Origin of the sequence: Serratia sp. Je.1.23.a, assembly GCF_051129805.1 — a bacterium.
Taxonomy (GTDB): domain Bacteria; phylum Pseudomonadota; class Gammaproteobacteria; order Enterobacterales; family Enterobacteriaceae; genus Serratia; species Serratia liquefaciens.
On sequence record NZ_JBCPSR010000009.1, the window covers coordinates 21292 to 40763 of the forward strand.

At 57.4% G+C, this 19472-nt stretch carries 14 protein-coding genes; 12 read left to right on the forward strand and 2 right to left on the reverse strand.

Features of this window, described 5'->3' with window-relative positions; genetic code table 11:
* Positions 1–11 precede the first annotated feature (11 nt).
* The 11 genes from AAZT04_RS23305 to AAZT04_RS23355 all read left to right on the forward strand — a co-directional run bounded on the left by AAZT04_RS23305 (position 12) and on the right by AAZT04_RS23355 (position 12646).
* Positions 12–800: an ABC transporter ATP-binding protein gene (locus AAZT04_RS23305; protein ID WP_434681960.1), complete on the forward strand. Its 789-nt coding sequence runs from the start codon at positions 12–14 to the stop codon at positions 798–800.
* A gap of 236 nt (positions 801–1036) precedes the next feature.
* Positions 1037–1993: an ABC transporter substrate-binding protein gene (locus AAZT04_RS23310; RefSeq protein ID WP_434681962.1), complete on the forward strand. Its 957-nt coding sequence runs from the start codon at positions 1037–1039 to the stop codon at positions 1991–1993.
* Positions 1993–2997, forward strand: a complete 1005-nt coding sequence (locus AAZT04_RS23315) for a FecCD family ABC transporter permease (protein WP_115060273.1) — start codon at positions 1993–1995, stop codon at positions 2995–2997. Before AAZT04_RS23310 ends, AAZT04_RS23315 begins: the two co-directional genes overlap by 1 nt.
* Before the next feature lie 312 nt (positions 2998–3309).
* Positions 3310–4245, forward strand: a complete 936-nt coding sequence (gene pyrB / locus AAZT04_RS23320) for an aspartate carbamoyltransferase (RefSeq protein ID WP_020825004.1) — start codon at positions 3310–3312, stop codon at positions 4243–4245.
* Positions 4246–4257: 12 nt separating this feature from the next.
* Positions 4258–4722 (forward strand): aspartate carbamoyltransferase regulatory subunit, encoded by a 465-nt coding sequence (gene pyrI / locus AAZT04_RS23325; RefSeq protein WP_020825003.1) that lies wholly within the window; start codon positions 4258–4260, stop codon positions 4720–4722.
* Between the two features lie 157 nt (positions 4723–4879).
* The gene (gene ridA, locus AAZT04_RS23330; RefSeq protein ID WP_044554008.1) at positions 4880–5266 is read left to right on the forward strand and encodes a 2-iminobutanoate/2-iminopropanoate deaminase; all 387 of its coding nucleotides are present in this window, start codon (positions 4880–4882) and stop codon (positions 5264–5266) included.
* 198 nt (positions 5267–5464) lie between these two features.
* Positions 5465–8446, forward strand: a complete 2982-nt coding sequence (locus AAZT04_RS23335; RefSeq protein WP_434681965.1) for an amino acid adenylation domain-containing protein — start codon at positions 5465–5467, stop codon at positions 8444–8446.
* A gap of 245 nt (positions 8447–8691) precedes the next feature.
* Positions 8692–10128, forward strand: a complete 1437-nt coding sequence (locus tag AAZT04_RS23340; RefSeq protein WP_041415185.1) for a circularly permuted type 2 ATP-grasp protein — start codon at positions 8692–8694, stop codon at positions 10126–10128.
* Positions 10122–11051, forward strand: coding sequence for an alpha-E domain-containing protein (locus AAZT04_RS23345; protein WP_128865681.1), 930 nt, complete (start codon positions 10122–10124; stop codon positions 11049–11051). The genes AAZT04_RS23340 and AAZT04_RS23345 overlap by 7 nt, the downstream gene beginning before the upstream one ends.
* Positions 11048–11842, forward strand: coding sequence for a transglutaminase family protein (locus tag AAZT04_RS23350; protein ID WP_046374624.1), 795 nt, complete (start codon positions 11048–11050; stop codon positions 11840–11842). Before AAZT04_RS23345 ends, AAZT04_RS23350 begins: the two co-directional genes overlap by 4 nt.
* 75 nt (positions 11843–11917) lie before the next feature.
* Positions 11918–12646: a proteasome-type protease gene (locus tag AAZT04_RS23355; protein ID WP_020824997.1), complete on the forward strand. Its 729-nt coding sequence runs from the start codon at positions 11918–11920 to the stop codon at positions 12644–12646.
* Between the two features lie 62 nt (positions 12647–12708).
* On the opposite strand, the gene AAZT04_RS23360 is transcribed toward AAZT04_RS23355, so the two are convergent.
* The gene (locus AAZT04_RS23360) at positions 12709–15102 is read right to left on the reverse strand and encodes a beta-N-acetylhexosaminidase (RefSeq protein WP_434681970.1); all 2394 of its coding nucleotides are present in this window, start codon (positions 15100–15102) and stop codon (positions 12709–12711) included.
* 272 nt (positions 15103–15374) lie between these two features.
* On the reverse strand, positions 15375–18083 hold the full coding sequence (gene mgtA, locus AAZT04_RS23365) for a magnesium-translocating P-type ATPase (protein WP_434681973.1): 2709 nt from the start codon (positions 18081–18083) through the stop codon (positions 15375–15377).
* Between the two features lie 417 nt (positions 18084–18500).
* Between mgtA and treR the strand changes: the two genes are divergently transcribed.
* The gene (treR, locus tag AAZT04_RS23370) at positions 18501–19448 is read left to right on the forward strand and encodes a trehalose operon repressor TreR (RefSeq protein ID WP_261135907.1); all 948 of its coding nucleotides are present in this window, start codon (positions 18501–18503) and stop codon (positions 19446–19448) included.
* Positions 19449–19472 lie beyond the last annotated feature (24 nt).

Below are 19472 nucleotides of genomic sequence, written 5' to 3' on the forward strand. Positions count from 1 at the left end.
AAGGATATTTCATGACCAGCCTGCCCACCGACAGCCTGCTGTCGGTGCAGAATCTTTCTCTGGCGACCCCAGGGAAAGCCCCGCGAATTGATCGGGCCAGCTTCAGTATTCAACCCGGTGAATCCGTTACCATTATCGGCCCGAACGGCAGTGGGAAATCCACGCTATTGCGGCTACTGACCTGTGAGCTCAAGCCGACCGAAGGCGAAATTCTCTTTCAGGGAAAGCCCCTAGTCAGCTTAAAACCCCAGCAACGCGCCCGCGCTATCGCCTTGCTGAGCCAGCACGATGATGCGGATTTACGGCTTAAGGTTAGCGAGTATGTGGCGCTGGGACGACTGCCCTGGCTGGCCGATCATTCGCCATCTCAACACGCGCTGATAGTTGCAAAAGCGATGGAGGAGGTGGGTATCGGCCACCTGCAACATAGCCCGCTGGGCAAGCTTTCAGGCGGTGAACGCCAGCGCGCCGGGTTCGCCAGAGCATTGGCGCAGCAGCCGTTGCTGTTATTGCTTGATGAACCCACTAACCATCTCGATCCGCTGGCCCGACATCAACTGCTGTCGCTGATCCATGAAAAAAAGATAGCCACGATAAAAGTGCTGCACGATCTCGAGCTGGTGCAACCCTTTTCCGATAAGGTGATGATCATCAATAAAGGGAAAATCCTTTGTTATGACCGCCCTGAAAGGGTGCTGGAATCGGCGCACCTGCAACAGGTGTTTGGCATGAGAACGCTGCAGGTTCGTCATCCGGAAAGCGGCGAAGCTGTGCGTTTCTTCGAGGCTTTACCGACATAATCCCCGTGATATTCTCCACAACCGACAATTGTTTGATCTAACTATATTTGTCATACGAATTATTCAGGTATGTTGCCCCCGTTTCCAATAAACCGGGTTATTGACTTCGGTTTTGCCGTTTTGCCCACGGGGTTACCCGAGTGGGATGACCTTCCTCCGCCCCACTGACGCCTGGCCAGACAACCGACGGTAATGCCCAATCAATAGCCTTTCGGTGCAATGAATCTGGAGTCGATGTGAAAAAGTTAACCCTCGCCGCGTTACTGGCATTCACCGCGGCAAGCGCCGGGGCCTCTGGTTTCCCGGTTACGGTGGACAACTGCGGTCAGCCCCTGACCTTTGAACGCCCGCCACAGCGTGCCATTATTCAAGATATCAATATGTCGCAAATGGCCTTTGCCCTGCAGCTCCAGCCTTCTATCGTCGGCGTGACAGGGATCTCCGGCTGGTACAAAAACATCCCTGAATTCACACAACAGCAGGGAACCATTCCTGAACTGGCCGCCAAATACCCGACGATCGAAAACCTTCTCGCTGCCAGTCCAGACCTGTTCTTCGCCGGCTGGAATTATGGTCTTCGTGGGGAAGTGACCCCGCAAGCGCTGGAAAAATTCAATATCAAAACGCTGGTGTTAAGTGAAAGCTGCATCCACGTCGACAGCCATCGGCCGCGGGCCAGTATGGATTTGCTCTACGACGATATAATCAGGCTCGGCAAAGTCTTTGGTAAACAGGAACAGGCGGAAAAGCTGGTCGCAGGCTGGCAACGGCAGGTGGCAGATATCCATCGCAAAATTGCGACGCAAAAACCCGTCAGGGTGTTCCTTTATGATTCCGGCGAAGAAAAGCCCTACACCAGCGGGGCCTACGCCATGCCGACGGCGATTATTGAAGCCGCTGGGGCAACAAACGTGATGGATACCCTGAACACCAGCTGGGTGAACACCAATTGGGAAAACGTGGCGGCGACAGAGCCTGAATTTATCATTCTGGTGGACTATCAGGCTGAGCCCACCGACAGTATCGATGCGCGGCAGCTTTTCCTTGAACAACACCCCCTGATGAAGCAAACCCCGGCAGTGGTCCATCACCGCTATTTGAAATTGAAATACCAGGCGTTAACACCGGGGCCGGTCAATATTGAGGCGATCCACAAACTGGCTCAGGCCCTTTATCCTGCCGCTGTTAGCTGATGTCGGAAAAAATACGTTTCAGGCTGGCCTGGACCCTCGCCCCGCTGTTATTGGCAGGGTTAATCTTCGCCAATGTCGCCCAAGGCAGCGTGTCACTCTCTCTTGCCCAGGTGTTAAGCGCGCTGGGCATCGTCCCGGGTGATGTGCCCCCCATGATCAAGAGCATCGTGCTGGAACTGCGTTTGCCACGCACCTTGCTTGGGCTACTGGCGGGGGCTGGCCTGGCGTTGGTCGGCGCGCTGTTGCAAACCACAACCCGCAACGATTTGGCCGATCCCTTTCTGTTTGGCCTCTCCTCTGGCGCCTCCGCCGGCGTGGTGCTGGTGATGACCCGTCTCGGTGATAGCCTCGGGGCCTGGACGTTACCGGTGTCTTCCTTTGCCGGTGGGATGCTCTCTGCTGCCGTGGTGCTGGTTATTTTTATGACTCAATCGCAAAAAGGCACCGAAAAGCTGATTATCTGCGGGCTGGCGGTCTCTTTTTTATTCGGGGCCTTCACCAACTATCTGGTTTTTTCCGGCGATCAGCGTACCGCCAGCAGCGTACTGTTCTGGACGCTGGGCGGGCTGGGGCTGGCCCGCTGGGATAATGTGATTTTTGCCTTGATAGCGCTGCTGTTGCTGGTGGTATTGATTGCCTTGCGCTGGCGATCGCTGGACGGCTTACTGGCGGGCGAACAGACCGCCGGCACGCTGGGCATCAACACCCGCCGTTTGCGCACGGAAGTGTTTCTTTGCTGTTCGCTGGCGACGGCATTACTGGTGGCATTGACCGGGGTGATAGGGTTTGTCGGCTTAATGGTTCCCCATCTGGCGCGCCCTTTTACCGGCGTACGTCACCGGCGTCTGCTGCCGTTGGTCGGGGTGCTAGGGGCCATATTGCTCTCTGCCGGCGATCTGCTGAGCCGCGTCATCACCGCCCCCCAAGAGCTGCCCATCGGGATCATTACCGCCGGGCTGGGCGGCGTTTTCGTTCTGGTGATTTTGCTGCGCCGAGCCCACTGAAGATAAATTTTCTGCCATGCGGCTAAAGGCCACCAGCCAATCGATTGCGAAATGACAAAAATCGGCGTTTTAGCGCTTGCAGTGAACAAAGGCACGAGTATAATGCGCGACAATTTGCCAGGAGAAAGCATGAAAAACGACGTTTGTTTTGTTAGCCACAACCGACAAAACCGACTGCCAATCGGCAGCCAACTGCCGTTGTTTCTCCTGTTGCTAAACCGATCGTTTCAAGCCCCTCGTTGAGGGGCTTTTTTTTGCCTGAAAATCTGTTCAAAGCCCCGCGCCACGGGCACGAGTCGAGGAGAGTGAAAAATGGCCAACCCGCTGTATCACAAACATATCATCTCTATTAACGATCTCAGCCGCGAGGATCTGGAGCTGGTGCTGCGCACCGCCGCCAGCCTGAAAGCCAATCCGCAACCCGAGCTGCTAAAACACAAGGTGATCGCCAGCTGCTTCTTTGAAGCCTCGACCCGTACCCGCCTGTCGTTTGAAACCTCGATGCACCGTCTGGGCGCTTCGGTAGTGGGTTTTGCCGACGGCAGCAACACCTCGCTCGGCAAGAAAGGCGAAACGCTGGCCGACACCATCTCGGTGATTGGCACCTACGTCGACGCCATCGTCATGCGTCATCCGCAGGAAGGCGCGGCGCGCCTGGCGACCGAATTCTCCGGCGGCATCCCGGTGCTCAACGCCGGTGACGGCGCCAACCAGCACCCAACCCAGACGCTGCTCGACCTGTTCACCATTCAGGAAACCCAGGGCCGCCTGAACAACATCAATATCGCCATGGTTGGCGACCTGAAATACGGCCGCACCGTGCACTCACTGGCGCAGGCGCTGGCCAAGTTTGAAGGCAACCGCTTCTTCTTCATCGCGCCGGACGCGCTGGCAATGCCGGCCTATATCCTGCAAATGCTGGAAGAGAAAGGCATCGAGTTCAGCCTGCACAGCAGCATTGAAGAAGTGGTCCCCGAGCTGGATATTCTCTACATGACCCGGGTGCAGAAAGAGCGTCTGGATCCTTCCGAATACGCCAACGTGAAGGCGCAGTTCGTTCTGCGCGCAGCGGATCTGGCCGGCGCACGCGCCAACCTCAAGGTGCTGCACCCGCTGCCACGTATTGACGAAATCACTACCGACGTGGACAAAACGCCGTACGCCTACTATTTCCAGCAGGCGGGTAACGGCATTTTTGCCCGTCAGGCGCTGCTGGCGCTGGTTTTAAACGCAGATTTGGCTCTTTAAGGGGGAACCGTCATGACTCACGATAACAAACTGCAGGTTGAAGCGATCAAGTGCGGCACGGTGATTGACCATATTCCGGCACAGATCGGGTTTAAGCTGCTGACGCTGTTCAAGCTGACCGCCACCGACCAGCGCATCACCATCGGCCTGAACCTGCCTTCCAACGAGCTGGGCCGTAAAGACCTGATCAAAATCGAAAACACCTTCCTGACGGAGCAACAGGCCAACCAACTGGCCATGTACGCGCCGAAAGCCACGGTTAACCGCATCGACAATTATGAAGTGGTACGCAAGCTGACCCTCAGCCTGCCGGATCACATCGACGGCGTGCTGACCTGCCCGAACAGCAACTGCATCAGCCGCAGCGAACCGGTGTCTTCCAGCTTTAGCGTGAAATCCCGCGACGGCGACGTACACCTGAAATGCCGCTACTGCGAAAAAGAGTTCGAGCATCAGGTGGTCTTGCAGGCGGACTGAGTTCGGCCGGCGGCCGGGAGATGAGGCTGTTATTCTCCCGGTGACTGCCTATAATGGGAACCCCGTAGGGGCACCGAATACCGGGCCCGACGCTACGGAGAGCCACGCAGCCCACCGCGCTGCGATTTGAAAGACGAAGGGTATATCAGGAGAAAAAATGTCACGTAACATCAGCACTGAACTCGCCCCGGCAGCCATTGGTCCTTACGTGCAGGGCGTTGATCTGGGCAGCATGATCATCACTTCCGGCCAGATCCCGGTCGATCCGAAAACCGGCGCCGTTGCCGACGACGTTGCCGCTCAGGCTCGCCAGTCGCTGGAAAACGTTAAAGCGATCGTTGAAGCCGCCGGCCTGAAAGTGGCCGACATCGTGAAAACCACGGTTTTCGTGAAAGATCTTAACGACTTCGCTACCGTTAACGCCGCTTATGAAGCTTTCTTCACCGAGCACAGCGCGCCGTTCCCGGCCCGTTCCTGCGTTGAAGTGGCCCGTCTGCCGAAAGACGTGAAAATCGAAATCGAAGCCATCGCCGTTCGTCGCTAATACCGCGACCTCGCGCCCAACGGTCAGCCCAGGCTGGCCGTTTTTATTTTTAGTATTTCAATTATTTTATAACGATAGACCTATCCCCCCAAAATTTACAATCCCGCATTAAAAATACGTCTATAATTATTTTCGCCCGGCCAGGCTATGATTTCTTGTGATTTATTAACCAGACTAATTATCTCAGGAGAATATCCCATGGCTCAAAGCATATTGGATTATTTTATCCAACAGGTCACTTATTCCCCCGAAGCACTGGCGATCGTCAGTGACGATCAACGTATTACCTACCGACAGTTAAATGAAGCCAGCAACCAACTCTGCGGTCAGTTGCAACGGCAGGGCGTTAGCCCCGGTGACAACGTGCCATTAGTCGCGTTGCGCACGCCGGAATTGCTGATAGGTATCCTGGCGATTATCAAAGCTGGAGCAAGTTATATCCCCATCGATGCCCGATATCCTGAAAAAAGAATTCTGGATATTGTCAGACAAAGCGGGTCAAAAGTAATCATATTGAGTAACTTATCAATTACTTTTGAAATAAATAACCCCGATGTGAAAATTATTGCCATTGATAATATTACATCAGATAAACTGGTTCCTTTTGAATTAATAAATCCCAAGAGTGATGCAACGGCTTATATTATTTTCACCTCTGGCACTACCGGCAAGCCCAAGGGAGTGATGATTGAACATCATTCACTGTTGAATATTATTCTCTGGCATAATCAAAAATTCGCCATGAGCCATGAAAGCCGTTCCACGCTGATAGCCGGTATCGGCTTTGATGTGGCTCAGTGGGAAATCTGGGCAGCATTGCTCAGCGGCGGCACGCTGTATTTGCCGCAAGAAGAGACCCGACTGCAGCCCTCTGCCCTGCTCAACTTCTTCGCAGACCACCAGATCACCCATGCTTTCGTGCCCACGGTGTTGGTGGCTGAAATCGTCAGCGCGCCACAGCCAGAAAACCTGGCGCTGCGCTACCTGTTTACCGCCGGGGAAAAACTCAACCCGATCGATCTCCGTGGAGTGAGTTACCCCTTGGTGGATTACTACGGCCCCACTGAAGCGACCATCTTCGCCACTTGGAATCGGGTCACTTGTGCAACACAAAACACGGCCGCGACTATCGGTCGACCGGTGGCAGACACCGAGATTTTCATTCTCGACGATCATCTGCAACCGGTGAGTGGCCAACAGGCTGGCGAGCTTTATATCAGTGGCCGCTGCCTGGCTCGTGGTTACCTGAATGACCCACAGCTCACCGCAGAAAAGTTTATTACCCCGGTGCATTTTGCCGGTAAACGCCTCTACCGCAGCGGCGATCGGGCACGCTGGCTACCGGATCAACGCATTCAATACCTCGGGCGTCTAGACGACCAGATCAAAATCCGCGGTAACCGCGTGGAACTGGGCGAAATAGAAAGCGTTATGGTGCAGGTTGCGGGAGTGAAGGCGGCTGTCGCTATCGCCACCCAACCCCAGGATCCGGCAAACAAACAGATTGTGGCGTTTTTGGCGGCTGACAATGACGACGGCGAGTTGGTCGAACGTGTGAAGCAGCAGCTGAAAGAAATGTTACCTTCATACTTCCTGCCCGCCAGCTTCCTGGTGATGGAACGCATGCCGATCAATGCCAATGGTAAAACCGATAAGGCCGCGCTGTTGGCCCTTTCCCGCACGGATCAGTCTCCGACAGCAGAGACGCTGACCGGCAGCCGGCAGATCATTGCCGCTATTTGGAGCCAGGTATTGGGGACGGCGAATATCCGCGCCGAAGACAACTTTTTCGACATCGGCGGCCATTCACTGCTGGCAGCAAAGCTGGCGACGGCCATCGATAACAAAATCGGAGTCAAAGTCTATGTGCGCGATATTTATGAATATCCGACGATAAACCGTCTGTCGCAGGCGCTGGATGAACGCAGCGGCCATGCACTGCCGACGGTGGACAGCGAACCGGTACGTGCTCTGCAAGACGATGTTTGGCTGCCTGCAGATATCACCATCAACCCGGATTATGATGTGCGACAGGTCAGCGACCCCAAAGCCATTTTACTCACCGGCGCCACCGGCTTTGTCGGTGCGCATCTGCTGGCAGAGTTGCTCGCCACAACCCGTGCCGAGTTGTATTGCCTGGTGCGGCAGCGCAGCCGGATATCCCCGCAGCAACGACTCAACGAGATCCTGAATCGCTATCAGATTACTTTATCCGCCGAGCAGTACGCGCGCGTCCATCTGATCCCCGGCGACGTGGCCGAGCACGATTTCGCCCTGTCACCAGAGCACTTCCGTGAACTCAGCCAGCGGATCGATATCATTTATCATTCGGCAAGTGCGGTGAACTTTATCCAGCCCTATTCTTATATGAAACGCGATAATGTGCAGGGCCTGCGCGAAATCATTCGTTTTGCCGCGTACCGACGCACCAAACCACTGATGTTGATGTCGACGATTTCGGTCTACAGCTGGGGGCACTTGCATACCGGAAAACGGGTGATGCTGGAAAGTGACGACATAGATCAGAACCTGCCGGCGGTGATCACTGATATCGGCTACGTCCGCAGCAAATGGGTAATGGAGAAAATTGCCGATCTGGCGGCATCGCAAGGCCTGCCGCTAATGACCTTCCGTCTGGGGTACGCCACCTTCCACAGCCGAACCGGCGTCAGCGCCAGCTACCAATGGTGGGGACGGCTAGTCAAAACCTGTATCACCAGCGGCACCCTGCCAGTGTTGCAAGACCTGCGCGAGGGCCTGACGACGGTGGACTATATGACCCAATCCATTGCCCATATCACTCGCAACCCTCAGGCGTTAGGGAAGAAATTCAACCTGATCCACCAGCACCAGAATAACCTGACGCTGCAAGCCTTCTTCCGCCTGCTGGAGCGCGAGTGTGGCTACCGCTTCCGACAGTTGCCTTTCGATCAATGGCGAGCACAGTGGGAACACGACGCTAATGCACCGCTCTACCCGTTGCTCAGCCTGTTCAGGGACAATATGGTGAATGGGCAATCGACGGTGCAGCTCTACCAAAATACCTACCAATGGGATTGCAGCAACCTGCAGCATTTCCTGCGGCACAGCGGGATCGAAGAACCACGGTTTACCCGGCAAATGCTACTGAATTATCTGCGGCAGTCTATCGGCACTTCGCAGCAAGCATTGCAGGTATAAATACCAGGGCGGGTCTTCAGGGCCCGCCCGCGTCCTTTGCACGGTGAGTTGCGCCATCACTGCTCATAGCCAACCCACACGCGCCGCAGTTTTGCCCCGTTTTAAGGCAGCGCCCGCTTTGGTTGCACCCAAAGCGGGCCATTTCCTGCCGCAAGCCGGCGTTTTCGCGCCATTTTCGCCCCTTTATCACCTTGGCACATTTTATGCTGGTTCTGTATACAGCCTGCAATGTCGACGAGGTGATGATGCTAAATATCGATCTGTCTGCTTCACCGTTTTTTGATGAGATGCTTCTGGCTGAGGGTAAGCACCGGGGTCACTACGAGGCTTACTGGCATTGGCTGCAACAGGCTGACCAAAAGGCCATTCAACGCAAGAGGGAAGAGGCTGCACTGCTGTTTCACCGGGTGGGGATTACCTTTAACGTTTATGGTGAGGATGACGGCGCTGAGCGCTTGATTCCGTTCGACAGCGTACCGCGTATCATACCCGCCAGCGAGTGGGCGATGCTCGATCGCGGTATCCGCCAGCGCGTACAGGCGCTTAACGCCTTTCTGCACGATATTTACCATCAACAACACATTCTGAAAGCCGGGATCATTCCGGCGGAACAGGTGCTGGCCAACGATCAATATCAACCCTGCATGCAAGGGGTCGATCTGCACCGCAATATTTACGCGCACATCGTTGGCGTGGATATGGTGCGCAACGGTGACGGCCAGTATTACGTGCTGGAAGACAACCTGCGCACCCCGTCCGGCGTTTCCTATATGCTGGAAAACCGCAAAATGATGATGCGCCTGTACCCGGAGCTGTTCGCTCAGCAACGCATCGCGCCGGTGGAGCGCTACCCGTCGCACCTGCTGCAAACCCTGCGTGAAAGCTCGCCGATCAACGATCCTACCGTGGTGGTGCTGACGCCGGGCCGCTTCAACAGCGCCTACTTCGAACACAGCTTCCTGGCGCAGCAGATGGGGGTTGAGCTGGTGGAAAGCGCCGACCTGTTCGTCAAGGACGGGGCGGTCTTTATGCGCACCACCGCCGGGCCTTGCAAGGTGGATGTGATCTACCGCCGGGTGGACGACGCCTTCCTCGATCCGTTGGCGTTCCGCCCGGATTCGATGCTCGGCGTGCCGGGCCTGCTGTCGGTATACCGCGCCGGCAACGTGGTGCTGGCCAACGCCATCGGCACCGGCGTGGCCGACGACAAGTCAATTTATCCGTACGTGCCGGACATGGTGCGTTTCTACCTGCAGGAAGAGCCGATCCTCAATAACGTGCCCACCTGGCAATGCCGCCACAAGAATGAACTGTCGTACGTGCTGGCGAACCTGGAACAGATGGTGGTGAAAGAGGTGCACGGTGCCGGCGGCTACGGCATGCTGATCGGCCCGGCGGCGACCAAAGACGAAATCGCTCACTTCCGCAGCCTGCTGCTGGCCAAGCCGCATAACTACATTGCGCAAAACACGCTGGCGCTGTCGACCTGCCCGACCTTCGTCAACGACGGCCTGGCGCCGCGGCATATCGATTTACGGCCGTTCGCCCTCAGCGGCGCGGAAATCCGCCTGGTGCCAGGCGGCCTGACGCGCGTGGCGCTGGCGCAAGGCTCACTGGTGGTCAACTCGTCGCAAGGCGGGGGAACCAAGGATACCTGGGTGTTGGAGGACGACGCATGCTGAGCCGAACTGCCAGTGAACTCTATTGGATGGCCCGCTATCTGGAGCGGGCGGAAAGCATCGCCCGGGTGCTCGACGTCACCAACAAGCTGTCGATGATGCCGATCCGCGACAGTGAGGATCAGGATCTGCAGGTGCCGCTCAATCTGACCAGTACCGGACAGCTGTATGCCGCCGCCTATCCTGACCTGACGATGGCCAATCTGGTGAGCTTTTTTGCGCTCGACAGCCGCAACCACAGCAGCATTTACAGCTGTCTGCAAATGGGCTGGAACAACGCCCATGCGGTGCGCGGCAGCCTGTCTTCCGAGGTCTGGGAATGCATCAACGCCACCTGGATCGAAATGAAGCTGATCCGCCGTCAGGGCATAGGATCTGTGGGCGCGGATGGCTTTTTCGACTGGGTGAAGGAACGTTCTCACCTGTTTCGCGGCGCGATGTTCGGTACCTTGCTGCGCAGCGACGCCATGTGCTTTATCCGCCTCGGTACCCTGCTGGAGCGCGCAGACAGCACTGCCCGTCTGTTAGGGGTCAAGAACTCGCTGATGGACAGCGACGGCGACCCGGTGCGCGAATATTACCGCATGGACACGCTGTTGCGGGCAGTGAGCGCACGCGAAGCCTACCACAGTATCTACAAGCAGCAGCTCAGTCGGGATACCATTGCCGAACTGATGATCCTGCGTAATGAAATCCCCCGCTCCTTGCTGGCCTGCGTCGGCGATCTGGTGCAACAGCTGGAGCAAATTGGCGGCAACAGTGCCAATCAGCCGCGCCGGCTGGCGCATACGCTGCACGCCGAGCTGCGCTTTAGCAGCATGAAAGATCTGAACAAGGTCGGGTTGAACGACTGGCTGGACGCGTTTCTCGGCCAGATTAGCGGCATCGCGGAGAGCATCCATCACACTTATCTGGAGGCGCAATGAAACTGAACATTGAGCACAACACCCACTATACCTATGCCCAGCAGGTGCAGCGCAGCACTCAGTATCTGCGCCTGACGCCGCAGGATTCGGAGCATCAGCGCATCATTTCATGGCAGTTGACGCTGCCGGAAGATGCCGTGTGCACCACCGATGCCTTCGGCAACGTGCTGCACGTGCTGACGCTGGATCACCCGCACCAGGCCATCAGCATTCAGGCCCACGGCGTGGTGGAAATTGAAGACGGTGCCGAAGATCAGGTGATGGGGCATTTGTCGCCGCTGGTCTTCCTGCGCCACAGCCCGCTGACCCAACCCGACAGTGCGATCCAGGCCTTCGCCCTGCGCTACTACCAGCCGCAGGCGGTGCTGGACGGGCTGGAAAATCTGATGGGCGAGCTGCTGCTCAAAATGCCGTACACCCCAGGGTCGACCAGCGTCACCGACAGCGCGGCCCAGGCATTCGCGACCGGCACCGGCGTCTGTCAGGATCATACCCACGTATTTTTGGCCTGCTGCCGCAGCCTGAACATTCCGGCGCGCTATGTCAGCGGCTATCTTTACAGCGAGGACTCGGCCCACGTCGCCACCCACGCCTGGGCCGAGGCCTGGGTCGACGACCGCTGGCACAGCTTTGACGTCACCAACAATACACGCCTGCCGAATCAACACCTTAAGCTGGCGGTGGGCATCGACTATCTCGACGCCTGCCCGGTACGCGGGATGCGGCTCGGCGGTGGCTGCGAGAACATGCAGACCATCGCCGAAGTGCAGATGATGCCAACCGGCCAGTAGCCTCTTGCCGAAAACCAAGGTTTACGGCACGCTGGCGGTTGGCGGCGTGCCAGTATCGTTTTGAGGGATTGTGGTATGACCTATTGTGTGGCCATGCGCTTGTCTTCCGGGCTGGTCTTTGCTTCCGATTCACGCACCAATGCCGGCGTGGATCATATTTCCACCTTCCGCAAACTGCACGTGTTTCAGCAGGACGGTGAACGCATGCTGGTGTTGCAAAGCGCCGGCAACCTGGCGACCACTCAGAGCATCATCAGCCTGTTACAGCGCCGCAGCAAAGATCCCGAACGCCTGAACCTGCTGAACGCACCGAGCATGTACGAAGCCGCCACGCTGGTGGGCGAAACGGTGCGGGAAGTGATCCAACGCGACAGCGAAGCCCAGCAAAGCGGCAGCACGACCGACTTTAGCTGCAGCCTGCTGCTCGGCGGCCAGATCAGCGGTGAAGAGATGCGGCTATTCCATATTTATCCGCAGGGTAATTTTATCGAGGCCACCCGCGATACGCCCTATTTCCAGATTGGCGAAAGCAAATACGGCAAACCGATTATCGATCGGGTACTGACCTACGACACCCCGCTGGAACAGGCGATGCAGTGCGCGCTGATCTCTCTGGATTCGACGCTGCGCAGCAACCTGTCGGTCGGCCTGCCGCTCGACGTGATGATCTACCCGCGCGACAGCTTTAGCAGTGCGCAGCAGTACCGTATCACCGAAGATCATCCGCATTTTAGCGCCATCCGTAAAGGCTGGGGCGAAGGGCTGGTCAGTATTTTCAAACAGTTGCCGCCGCTGCAACTGTAGGTTTTGCGGGCTCAGCATGCTGAGCCCCTACATATGCAGAGCGCTACATATGCTGACTTACCTCATTCGATAGCGCTGGCGCGCAAAAGCGCTTCCAGCGGATAGACCGCCGCAATCACCACTTCGTCGCGTATCTGCGCCGCCGCGTCCAATTGCTGCTGTATCTGCGTCGCTTCTGCCTTGCTCAGCGGTTTGCCCTGTTGATAATGCTCCAACAGCATCAACCCCAGCGTGGACAGCGCGCCGACATCCTGCACCACCGGTGCCAGATCCTGCATCAGCCGGTTACCGGCAATCACCGTTTTTACCGGTGCGGTATTGAGCTGCCAGCGTTGTAAACGTTCGCGCAACGCCTGCGCTGCAGCACGATCGTTGCGGTCCTTCACTAACGCCGCAACCTGCATGCCCATCTCGCGCACCGCGTTGCTTTCCGCCGGCAGTGCGTCGGCAAAACGGTTCAGCGGTTCGAACTGGTGATAGTTACCGGCTTTGAATTTCAGATGCTGTCGGGTGTAGTACTGGCCCGGCTCCACCGCTTCGGCCAGGGTTTGCAGCGGTGCTATCGTCACGCTGTTTGCCAACCGGGTGAACTCGCGCGCGGTTTCCGCATGCTGTTGCAACCCCACCGACACCACCGACCAGGCATCGACTGCCGCCAGCCTGCGGTACATATTATTTTCATCGGTCACGTCCTGCGCAGACCACAAGCGCTCCGCCACCGCGAACCCACGCGGCCAGAGTTTGAGATCGAGGATCGGCGCCCTGATGTTTTCAGCCCACAGCGCCGCCTCGCCGCCGAGAATATTGGCCTGCTGCTTCGTCTCCGGCACCACCGGCATCTTGCCCACCGGGATCGCCGTCAGCTTGCTGCCAGTGGTCGGGTAACGCACGTTGCCCACCAGCGTATAGCCGCTGAGCTGGTCCTGGCTCAGGGTAAATACCGGGCGGGTATCCCCCATCCAGCTGTCGAGCCGGAAGCTCACCTGCTGCGGAGAACGCCAGACGATATCGTGCAACGCACGGCGCGATTTACCGTTGAAATCGATAAAACCCCGCCAGCCCTGCTTGCCTTCAATCAGGGTAAAACTGCCTTCTACCGCGCTGCCCTTCAGCCGCGGCATGCTGAACTGCCAGCTTTGCGCCTTTTCATCCGGCTGCACCTCGGTGTCGACGCCCAGCGGCTGCGGCAGGATCTCATTGCGATAGTGATAGGCCGCGCTTTGCGGTTGATCGAGGTAAAAACCGGTAGACAGAATGCCCTGGTAACCGTCCTGTGCGCTGGCGCCGAGCGAGTCCTGCCCCTGCCAGGACTGGATGACAATGCTGCGCGGCAGCGACGGATGATAGATCTCATCCCAACCCACCATCTGGCGCTGATGCTGCTCGAGGATTTTCTCCAGCTTCTGATTGAAGTAGGCCTGCAGCGCATGGGTGTCCGCCAACTGGTGCTGCTGCATAAAGGCCTGAATGGTTTTGGACTGCTTCCACTGGCTGGCATCAACCTCATCACCGCCAATGTGCAAATAAGGATCGGGGAAGATCGCAGCCAGTTCGCCAATGATGGCGTCAACAAACCGATAAACTTCATCGCGGGTCGGATCCAGCGTCGGCAGATGCACACCCCACTTGCGCTCCATCGAATACGGGCCCGGCGCGCTCATCAATTCCGGGTAGGCCACGGCGATACTGGAAGCATGGCCAGGCAGATCGATTTCAGGTACTACCCGGATACCGCGCGCGCTAGCGTAAGCCACTACCTGTTGCATCTGTTCGCGTGTGTAGAACTGGCCGTCGCTGGCCTGCTGTTGCAGTTTAGGATAGCGCTCGGAGGCAAAGCGCCAGCCCTGATCGTCGGTCAGGTGCCAGTGGAACACGTTGAGTTTGGCCGCCGCCATGCCGTCGAGCTGACGCAGAATGCCCGCCAACGGCAGGAAATGACGTGCCGAATCCAGCAGCACACCGCGCCACGGGAAACGCGGTACGTCGGTAATGCTCACCAACGGCAGGAAGGTGTTCTGCCCGTCGGTCTGCACCAATTGCAGCAGGGTTTCCATGCCGCGCAACGCGCCGAAACGGGTATTGGCTGCCAGCGTTACCCCCTGCGGCGTCACCGTCAATTTATAGCTTTCATCGCTCCCCGGCAGCGGCTGCGCCGCCACCTTATCTTTGATATTCACCTTGATGACCACGCCCGTGGCTTTTTCGGCCTGCGGCACCAGGGTCCAGCCGGTTTGCAGCTCAATACGTTGGCGCCAGCGCTGCAGCGCATCGTCCAGATCATCCCCCTGCAGGCTAATCGACAAACGGTGATCCAACACCAGCTTGCCCGCCGGCTGAGTCAGTTCAACCTGCTGCGGCCAGGGCATTAGCGGCAGATCGCCGGCCGGCTGCGCCAGCGCGCCCAGGGAAAGCAATAACGATGAAGCCAGTAGCGTATAACGCAAAGTTCTGTGCATCAGAAATTCCTCAGAGGAAAAAATATCAATTGCTCCCCCAACGAATTTCAAATTACCGCCAGGCAGCAAGCGTCTGAATCCCTGGGAGCTTAGATTTGCTAAGTGACTAGGGTGAGGACGTGCAGCCAACAACGCGGTAGTTTGAAAGGCAAAGGGGAAGACAGCTAAGCTGTAAATAAAGACTGAGCACAGGACAGATGTCCAACGACAAGGGTGAAAAGCCGGGTTGGATCACAGATGCCCCTCTTCCAGGCGAAAGAGGGGCGCAGCGATTACTGCCAGCCGTAACGGCGCACAAACCAGCCTTTCACGCACTGGGTCAGCACCATATAGCCGGTCAGGATCAGCACCAGCCACGGGAAGTAGCCGAGCGGCAATGCCTGTAGCTGCAAGAATCCGGCCAACGGCGAGAAGGTCAGGCCGATGCCGGTAACGATGACCAGCAGGGTCATCATGCACAGCGGCCATGAAGGACGGCTCTGGATAAACGGTATTTTGCGCGTGCGGATCATATGCACAATCAGCGTTTGCGACAGCAGGCCTTCCACGAACCAGCCGGACTGGAACAGCGTCTGCATTTCAGGCGAATTGGCCTTGAAAACCCACCACATCAGGCTGAAGGTCAGCACGTCGAAGATCGAGCTGATCGGCCCGAAAAACACCATAAAGCGTCCAATATCGCCGGAGTTCCAGCGTTGCGGCTGAGTAATCTGATCGTCGTCGACATTGTCGAACGGAATGGCGATCTGTGAAATGTCATACATCAGGTTCTGGATCAACAGGTGCAGCGGCAACATCGGCAGGAAAGGTAAAAAGGCGCTGGCAATCAGCACGCTGAAGACGTTGCCGAAATTGGAGCTGGCGGTCATCTTGATGTACTTGAGCATGTTGGCAAAAGTACGGCGTCCCTCGATGACCCCCTGCTCCAACACCATCAGGCTTTTTTCCAGCAGGATGATGTCCGCCGCTTCCTTGGCGATATCCACAGCGGAGTCCACCGAAATACCGATATCCGCCGCACGCAGAGCGGGCGCATCGTTGATTCCGTCCCCCATAAAGCCGACCACGTGGCCCTGCTGGCGCAATAGCTTGACGATGCGTTCCTTATGCAGCGGCGTCAGCTTGGCGAACACCGTGGTACGCGCCGCAGCCTGCGCCAGCTGTTCGTCGTTCATCTGTTCGATTTCACTGCCGCGCAATACGTGATCCGCCGCCAGCCCGACGTCTTTGCACACCTTCGCCGCCACCAGCTCATTGTCACCGGTAAGGATCTTCACCGTGACACCGCTGTTTTTCAGCGCCGCCAACGCCGGCGCCGTGCTCTCTTTAGGCGGATCGAGGAAGGCCACGTAGCCCTCGAGGATCAAATCCGACTCGTCGGCCACGCTGTATTCATGGGCCTGGGCCGGCAAGATCTTGTTGGCCACCGCCACTACGCGCAACCCTTGCTGGTTGAGATCGTCGGTGATGCGCCGAATTCGCGCCAGCAGCGCTTCGCCGAGCGGGATCACCTGATCTTCCTGCCGCACATGGCTGCAAATCGCCAGCATCTCTTCCAGCGCGCCCTTGCAGATCAGTTCGTGATATTGCGCGTCTTTGGCCACCACCACCGACATACGGCGCCGTTCAAAATCAAACGGGATCTCATCCACTTTACGGTAATGCTGCAACGCATCCGGCTGTTGGTTTTGTTCCGCGCAGCTCAGTACCGCCACGTCGAGCAGGTTTTTCAAGCCGGTCTGGTAGAAGCTGTTCAGCCAGGCGTAATGCAGCACGCGATCGCTAGCGGCACCAAACACGTCAGTGTGGCGCTCCAGCACGATTTTATCCTGGGTCAGGGTGCCGGTTTTATCAGTGCACAAAACGTCCATGGCGCCAAAGTTTTGGATAGCATCCAGACGTTTGACGATCACTTTCTGCCTGGACAGTTTCACCGCCCCTCTGGCCAGCGTTGAAGTGACGATCATCGGCAGCATTTCCGGGGTCAGCCCCACCGCCACCGACAGCGCAAACAGCGCAGCTTCCCACCAGTCACCCTTGGTGTAGCCGTTGATCAACAAAACGATCGGCGTCATCACCAGCATAAAACGGATCAGCAGCCAGCTGACCCTGCTGATGCCGGTCTGGAAGGCGTTCGGCTGTTCATCCTGGCTGATGACCCGCTGCGCCAACTGGCCAAAGTAGGTGCCGCCGCCGGTACCGATCACCATCGCCAGCGCGGTGCCGCTGACCACGTTGGTGCCCATAAAGCACAGGTTCTGGCACTCCAACGGATCTTCTGCCTGTTCGCGCAGCTCGGCGATTTTCTCTACCGGCAGAGATTCGCCGGTCAACGCCGCCTGGCTGATAAACAGATCCTTGGCCGACAGCACGCGCAGATCCGCCGGGATCATATCTCCTGCCGCCAGTTTGATGATGTCACCCGGCACCAGTTGAGAGATCGGCAGTTCAAGATGTTCGCTTTTCCCGGACAATGCGTCGCTGCGGATCACCGTGGCGGTGTTGCTGACCATCGCCTTCAGCGCGTCCGCAGCCCGATTGGATCGCGCTTCCTGAATGAAGTTCAACAACGTGGAGATCACCACCATCAGTGCGATCACCAGTGCGCCCGTCAGATCTTCCGTCGCGTAAGAGATCATGCCAAGCGCGGTCAGCAGCAGGTTGAACGGGTTGCGATAGCAGTGCCACAGGTGCTGCCACCAGGCTTCTTTTTGCTGATCGTCGATGACGTTCTCGCCGCAGCGTTCGCGCACCCGCTCAGCCTCATGGGCAGTAATGCCTTCCGGGTGGCTGTGAAAACGCAGATACAGATCGGTGACGTCGGCAGCGGCGCATTCCAGCCGCTGCTGTGCCAATCCGGCGGGCAACCCTTGCGCTTTGCCGCCAAGGCTGTCCAACAGGCTATCGCGGTGCACCAAACGGCGCGGTAAATTGCGGCTGAGCATGCCCAACAGCTGACGGGGAATATTTTTCAGTTTCATTATTTTGCACCTCGTCGCCCATTGCCTCCTGGCAGCGGGTGAACGCGGGATCGCTCCCAACCGGGCTTTTGGATGTGCCAAAAAGCCTCTGCCGGGGCAGATCCTGTTTTTTTAAAAGCAGCAGGAGCGAACGACGGGCGTGCGCTACCGGTTACCGTTTACTTCACCGGTAAAACAGCAGCGCAAAGCGAGCAGGTTTTACCGGATCACCGAGTGGGTGTCTAACGGGGTCGGATCGGGATCCATACGGGTGATAACCTCCGGTAAATGAAAAGATCGAACGACAAGAGCGGCCGTTCAGCGCAGCATATAAATCCCTGCATAGCGTCAAGATCCGTTGCGGAAAATAAGCTATGCTGACGGGCATTCAGCGTAGGCCGCCAGTCTACGCCTTTTAACCTCAACGAAAAGTAAACCATGCAAAACCGGCTGACCATCAAGGACATCGCACGCCTGAGCGGCGTAGGCAAATCCACCGTATCACGCGTGCTGAACAACGAAGGCAGCGTGAGCCCGCAAACCCGCGAACGGGTGGAAGCGGTGATCCGTCAGCAGGGGTTTACCCCGTCCAAATCGGCGCGCGCCATGCGCGGCCAGAGCGATAAAGTGGTCGGCATCATCGTTTCCCGTCTCGATTCGCCATCCGAGAACCAGGCGGTACGCACCATGCTGCCGCTGCTGTATCAGCACGGTTTCGACCCTATAGTGATGGAAAGCCAGTTTGAAACCCGGCTGGTGGAAGAGCATCTGCATGTCCTTCAACAGCGCAACGTCGACGGGGTGATCCTGTTTGGCTTCACCGGCCTGACGGCGGCCATGCTCAGCCCATGGCAAGAAAAGATGGTGGTGCTGGCGCGGGAATATGACGGTTTTTCCTCGGTGTGCTACGACGACGACGGTGCCGTACGGCTGTTGATGGAACGCCTGCAGCAGCAGGGGCATCGCCATATCAGTTATTTGGGGGTACAACTGTCGGATGCCACCACCGGTTTGCGCCGCCACCAGGCCTATCTGGACGCCTGCCGCCAACGGGGGATTTCCCCCCATGTGGCCTTGGGTGAATTGAGTTATCAGAGCGGCTTCCAGCTGGCTGCCTCAGCCATCGAACCACAGACCACCGCGCTGGTGTGCGCCTCCGACACCATCGCCCTTGGCGCCATCAAATACCTGCAACAGCAGCATATTGCGCCGCTGCAGGTGTGCGGCATCGGTAACACCCCGTTGCTTAACTTCTTGTTCCCCGAAACGTTCTCGGTCGATCTCGGCTACGGCAGCGCCGGACTGCAGGCTGCGCAACAGCTGCTGGGACAGCTCAGCAGCGAACAGGGTATCCGCCAGATCATCGTGCCAAGCAAACTCGCCTGACGGCGGGTTTATTGCATCATTTGT

What these genes read in the sequence shown, in the direction of transcription:
- AAZT04_RS23355 (WP_020824997.1), top strand. Translation starts at nt 11,918, where the DNA reads ATGACCTATTGTGTGGCCATGCGCTTGTCTTCCGGGCTGGTCTTTGCT.
- AAZT04_RS23360 (WP_434681970.1), bottom strand. Translation starts at nt 15,102, where the DNA reads ATGCACAGAACTTTGCGTTATACGCTACTGGCTTCATCGTTATTGCTT.
- AAZT04_RS23305 (WP_434681960.1), top strand. Translation starts at nt 12, where the DNA reads ATGACCAGCCTGCCCACCGACAGCCTGCTGTCGGTGCAGAATCTTTCT.
- ridA (WP_044554008.1), top strand. Translation starts at nt 4,880, where the DNA reads ATGTCACGTAACATCAGCACTGAACTCGCCCCGGCAGCCATTGGTCCT.
- AAZT04_RS23335 (WP_434681965.1), top strand. Translation starts at nt 5,465, where the DNA reads ATGGCTCAAAGCATATTGGATTATTTTATCCAACAGGTCACTTATTCC.
- AAZT04_RS23315 (WP_115060273.1), top strand. Translation starts at nt 1,993, where the DNA reads ATGTCGGAAAAAATACGTTTCAGGCTGGCCTGGACCCTCGCCCCGCTG.
- treR (WP_261135907.1), top strand. Translation starts at nt 18,501, where the DNA reads ATGCAAAACCGGCTGACCATCAAGGACATCGCACGCCTGAGCGGCGTA.
- pyrB (WP_020825004.1), top strand. Translation starts at nt 3,310, where the DNA reads ATGGCCAACCCGCTGTATCACAAACATATCATCTCTATTAACGATCTC.
- AAZT04_RS23350 (WP_046374624.1), top strand. Translation starts at nt 11,048, where the DNA reads ATGAAACTGAACATTGAGCACAACACCCACTATACCTATGCCCAGCAG.
- mgtA (WP_434681973.1), bottom strand. Translation starts at nt 18,083, where the DNA reads ATGAAACTGAAAAATATTCCCCGTCAGCTGTTGGGCATGCTCAGCCGC.
- AAZT04_RS23340 (WP_041415185.1), top strand. Translation starts at nt 8,692, where the DNA reads ATGCTAAATATCGATCTGTCTGCTTCACCGTTTTTTGATGAGATGCTT.
- AAZT04_RS23345 (WP_128865681.1), top strand. Translation starts at nt 10,122, where the DNA reads ATGCTGAGCCGAACTGCCAGTGAACTCTATTGGATGGCCCGCTATCTG.
- pyrI (WP_020825003.1), top strand. Translation starts at nt 4,258, where the DNA reads ATGACTCACGATAACAAACTGCAGGTTGAAGCGATCAAGTGCGGCACG.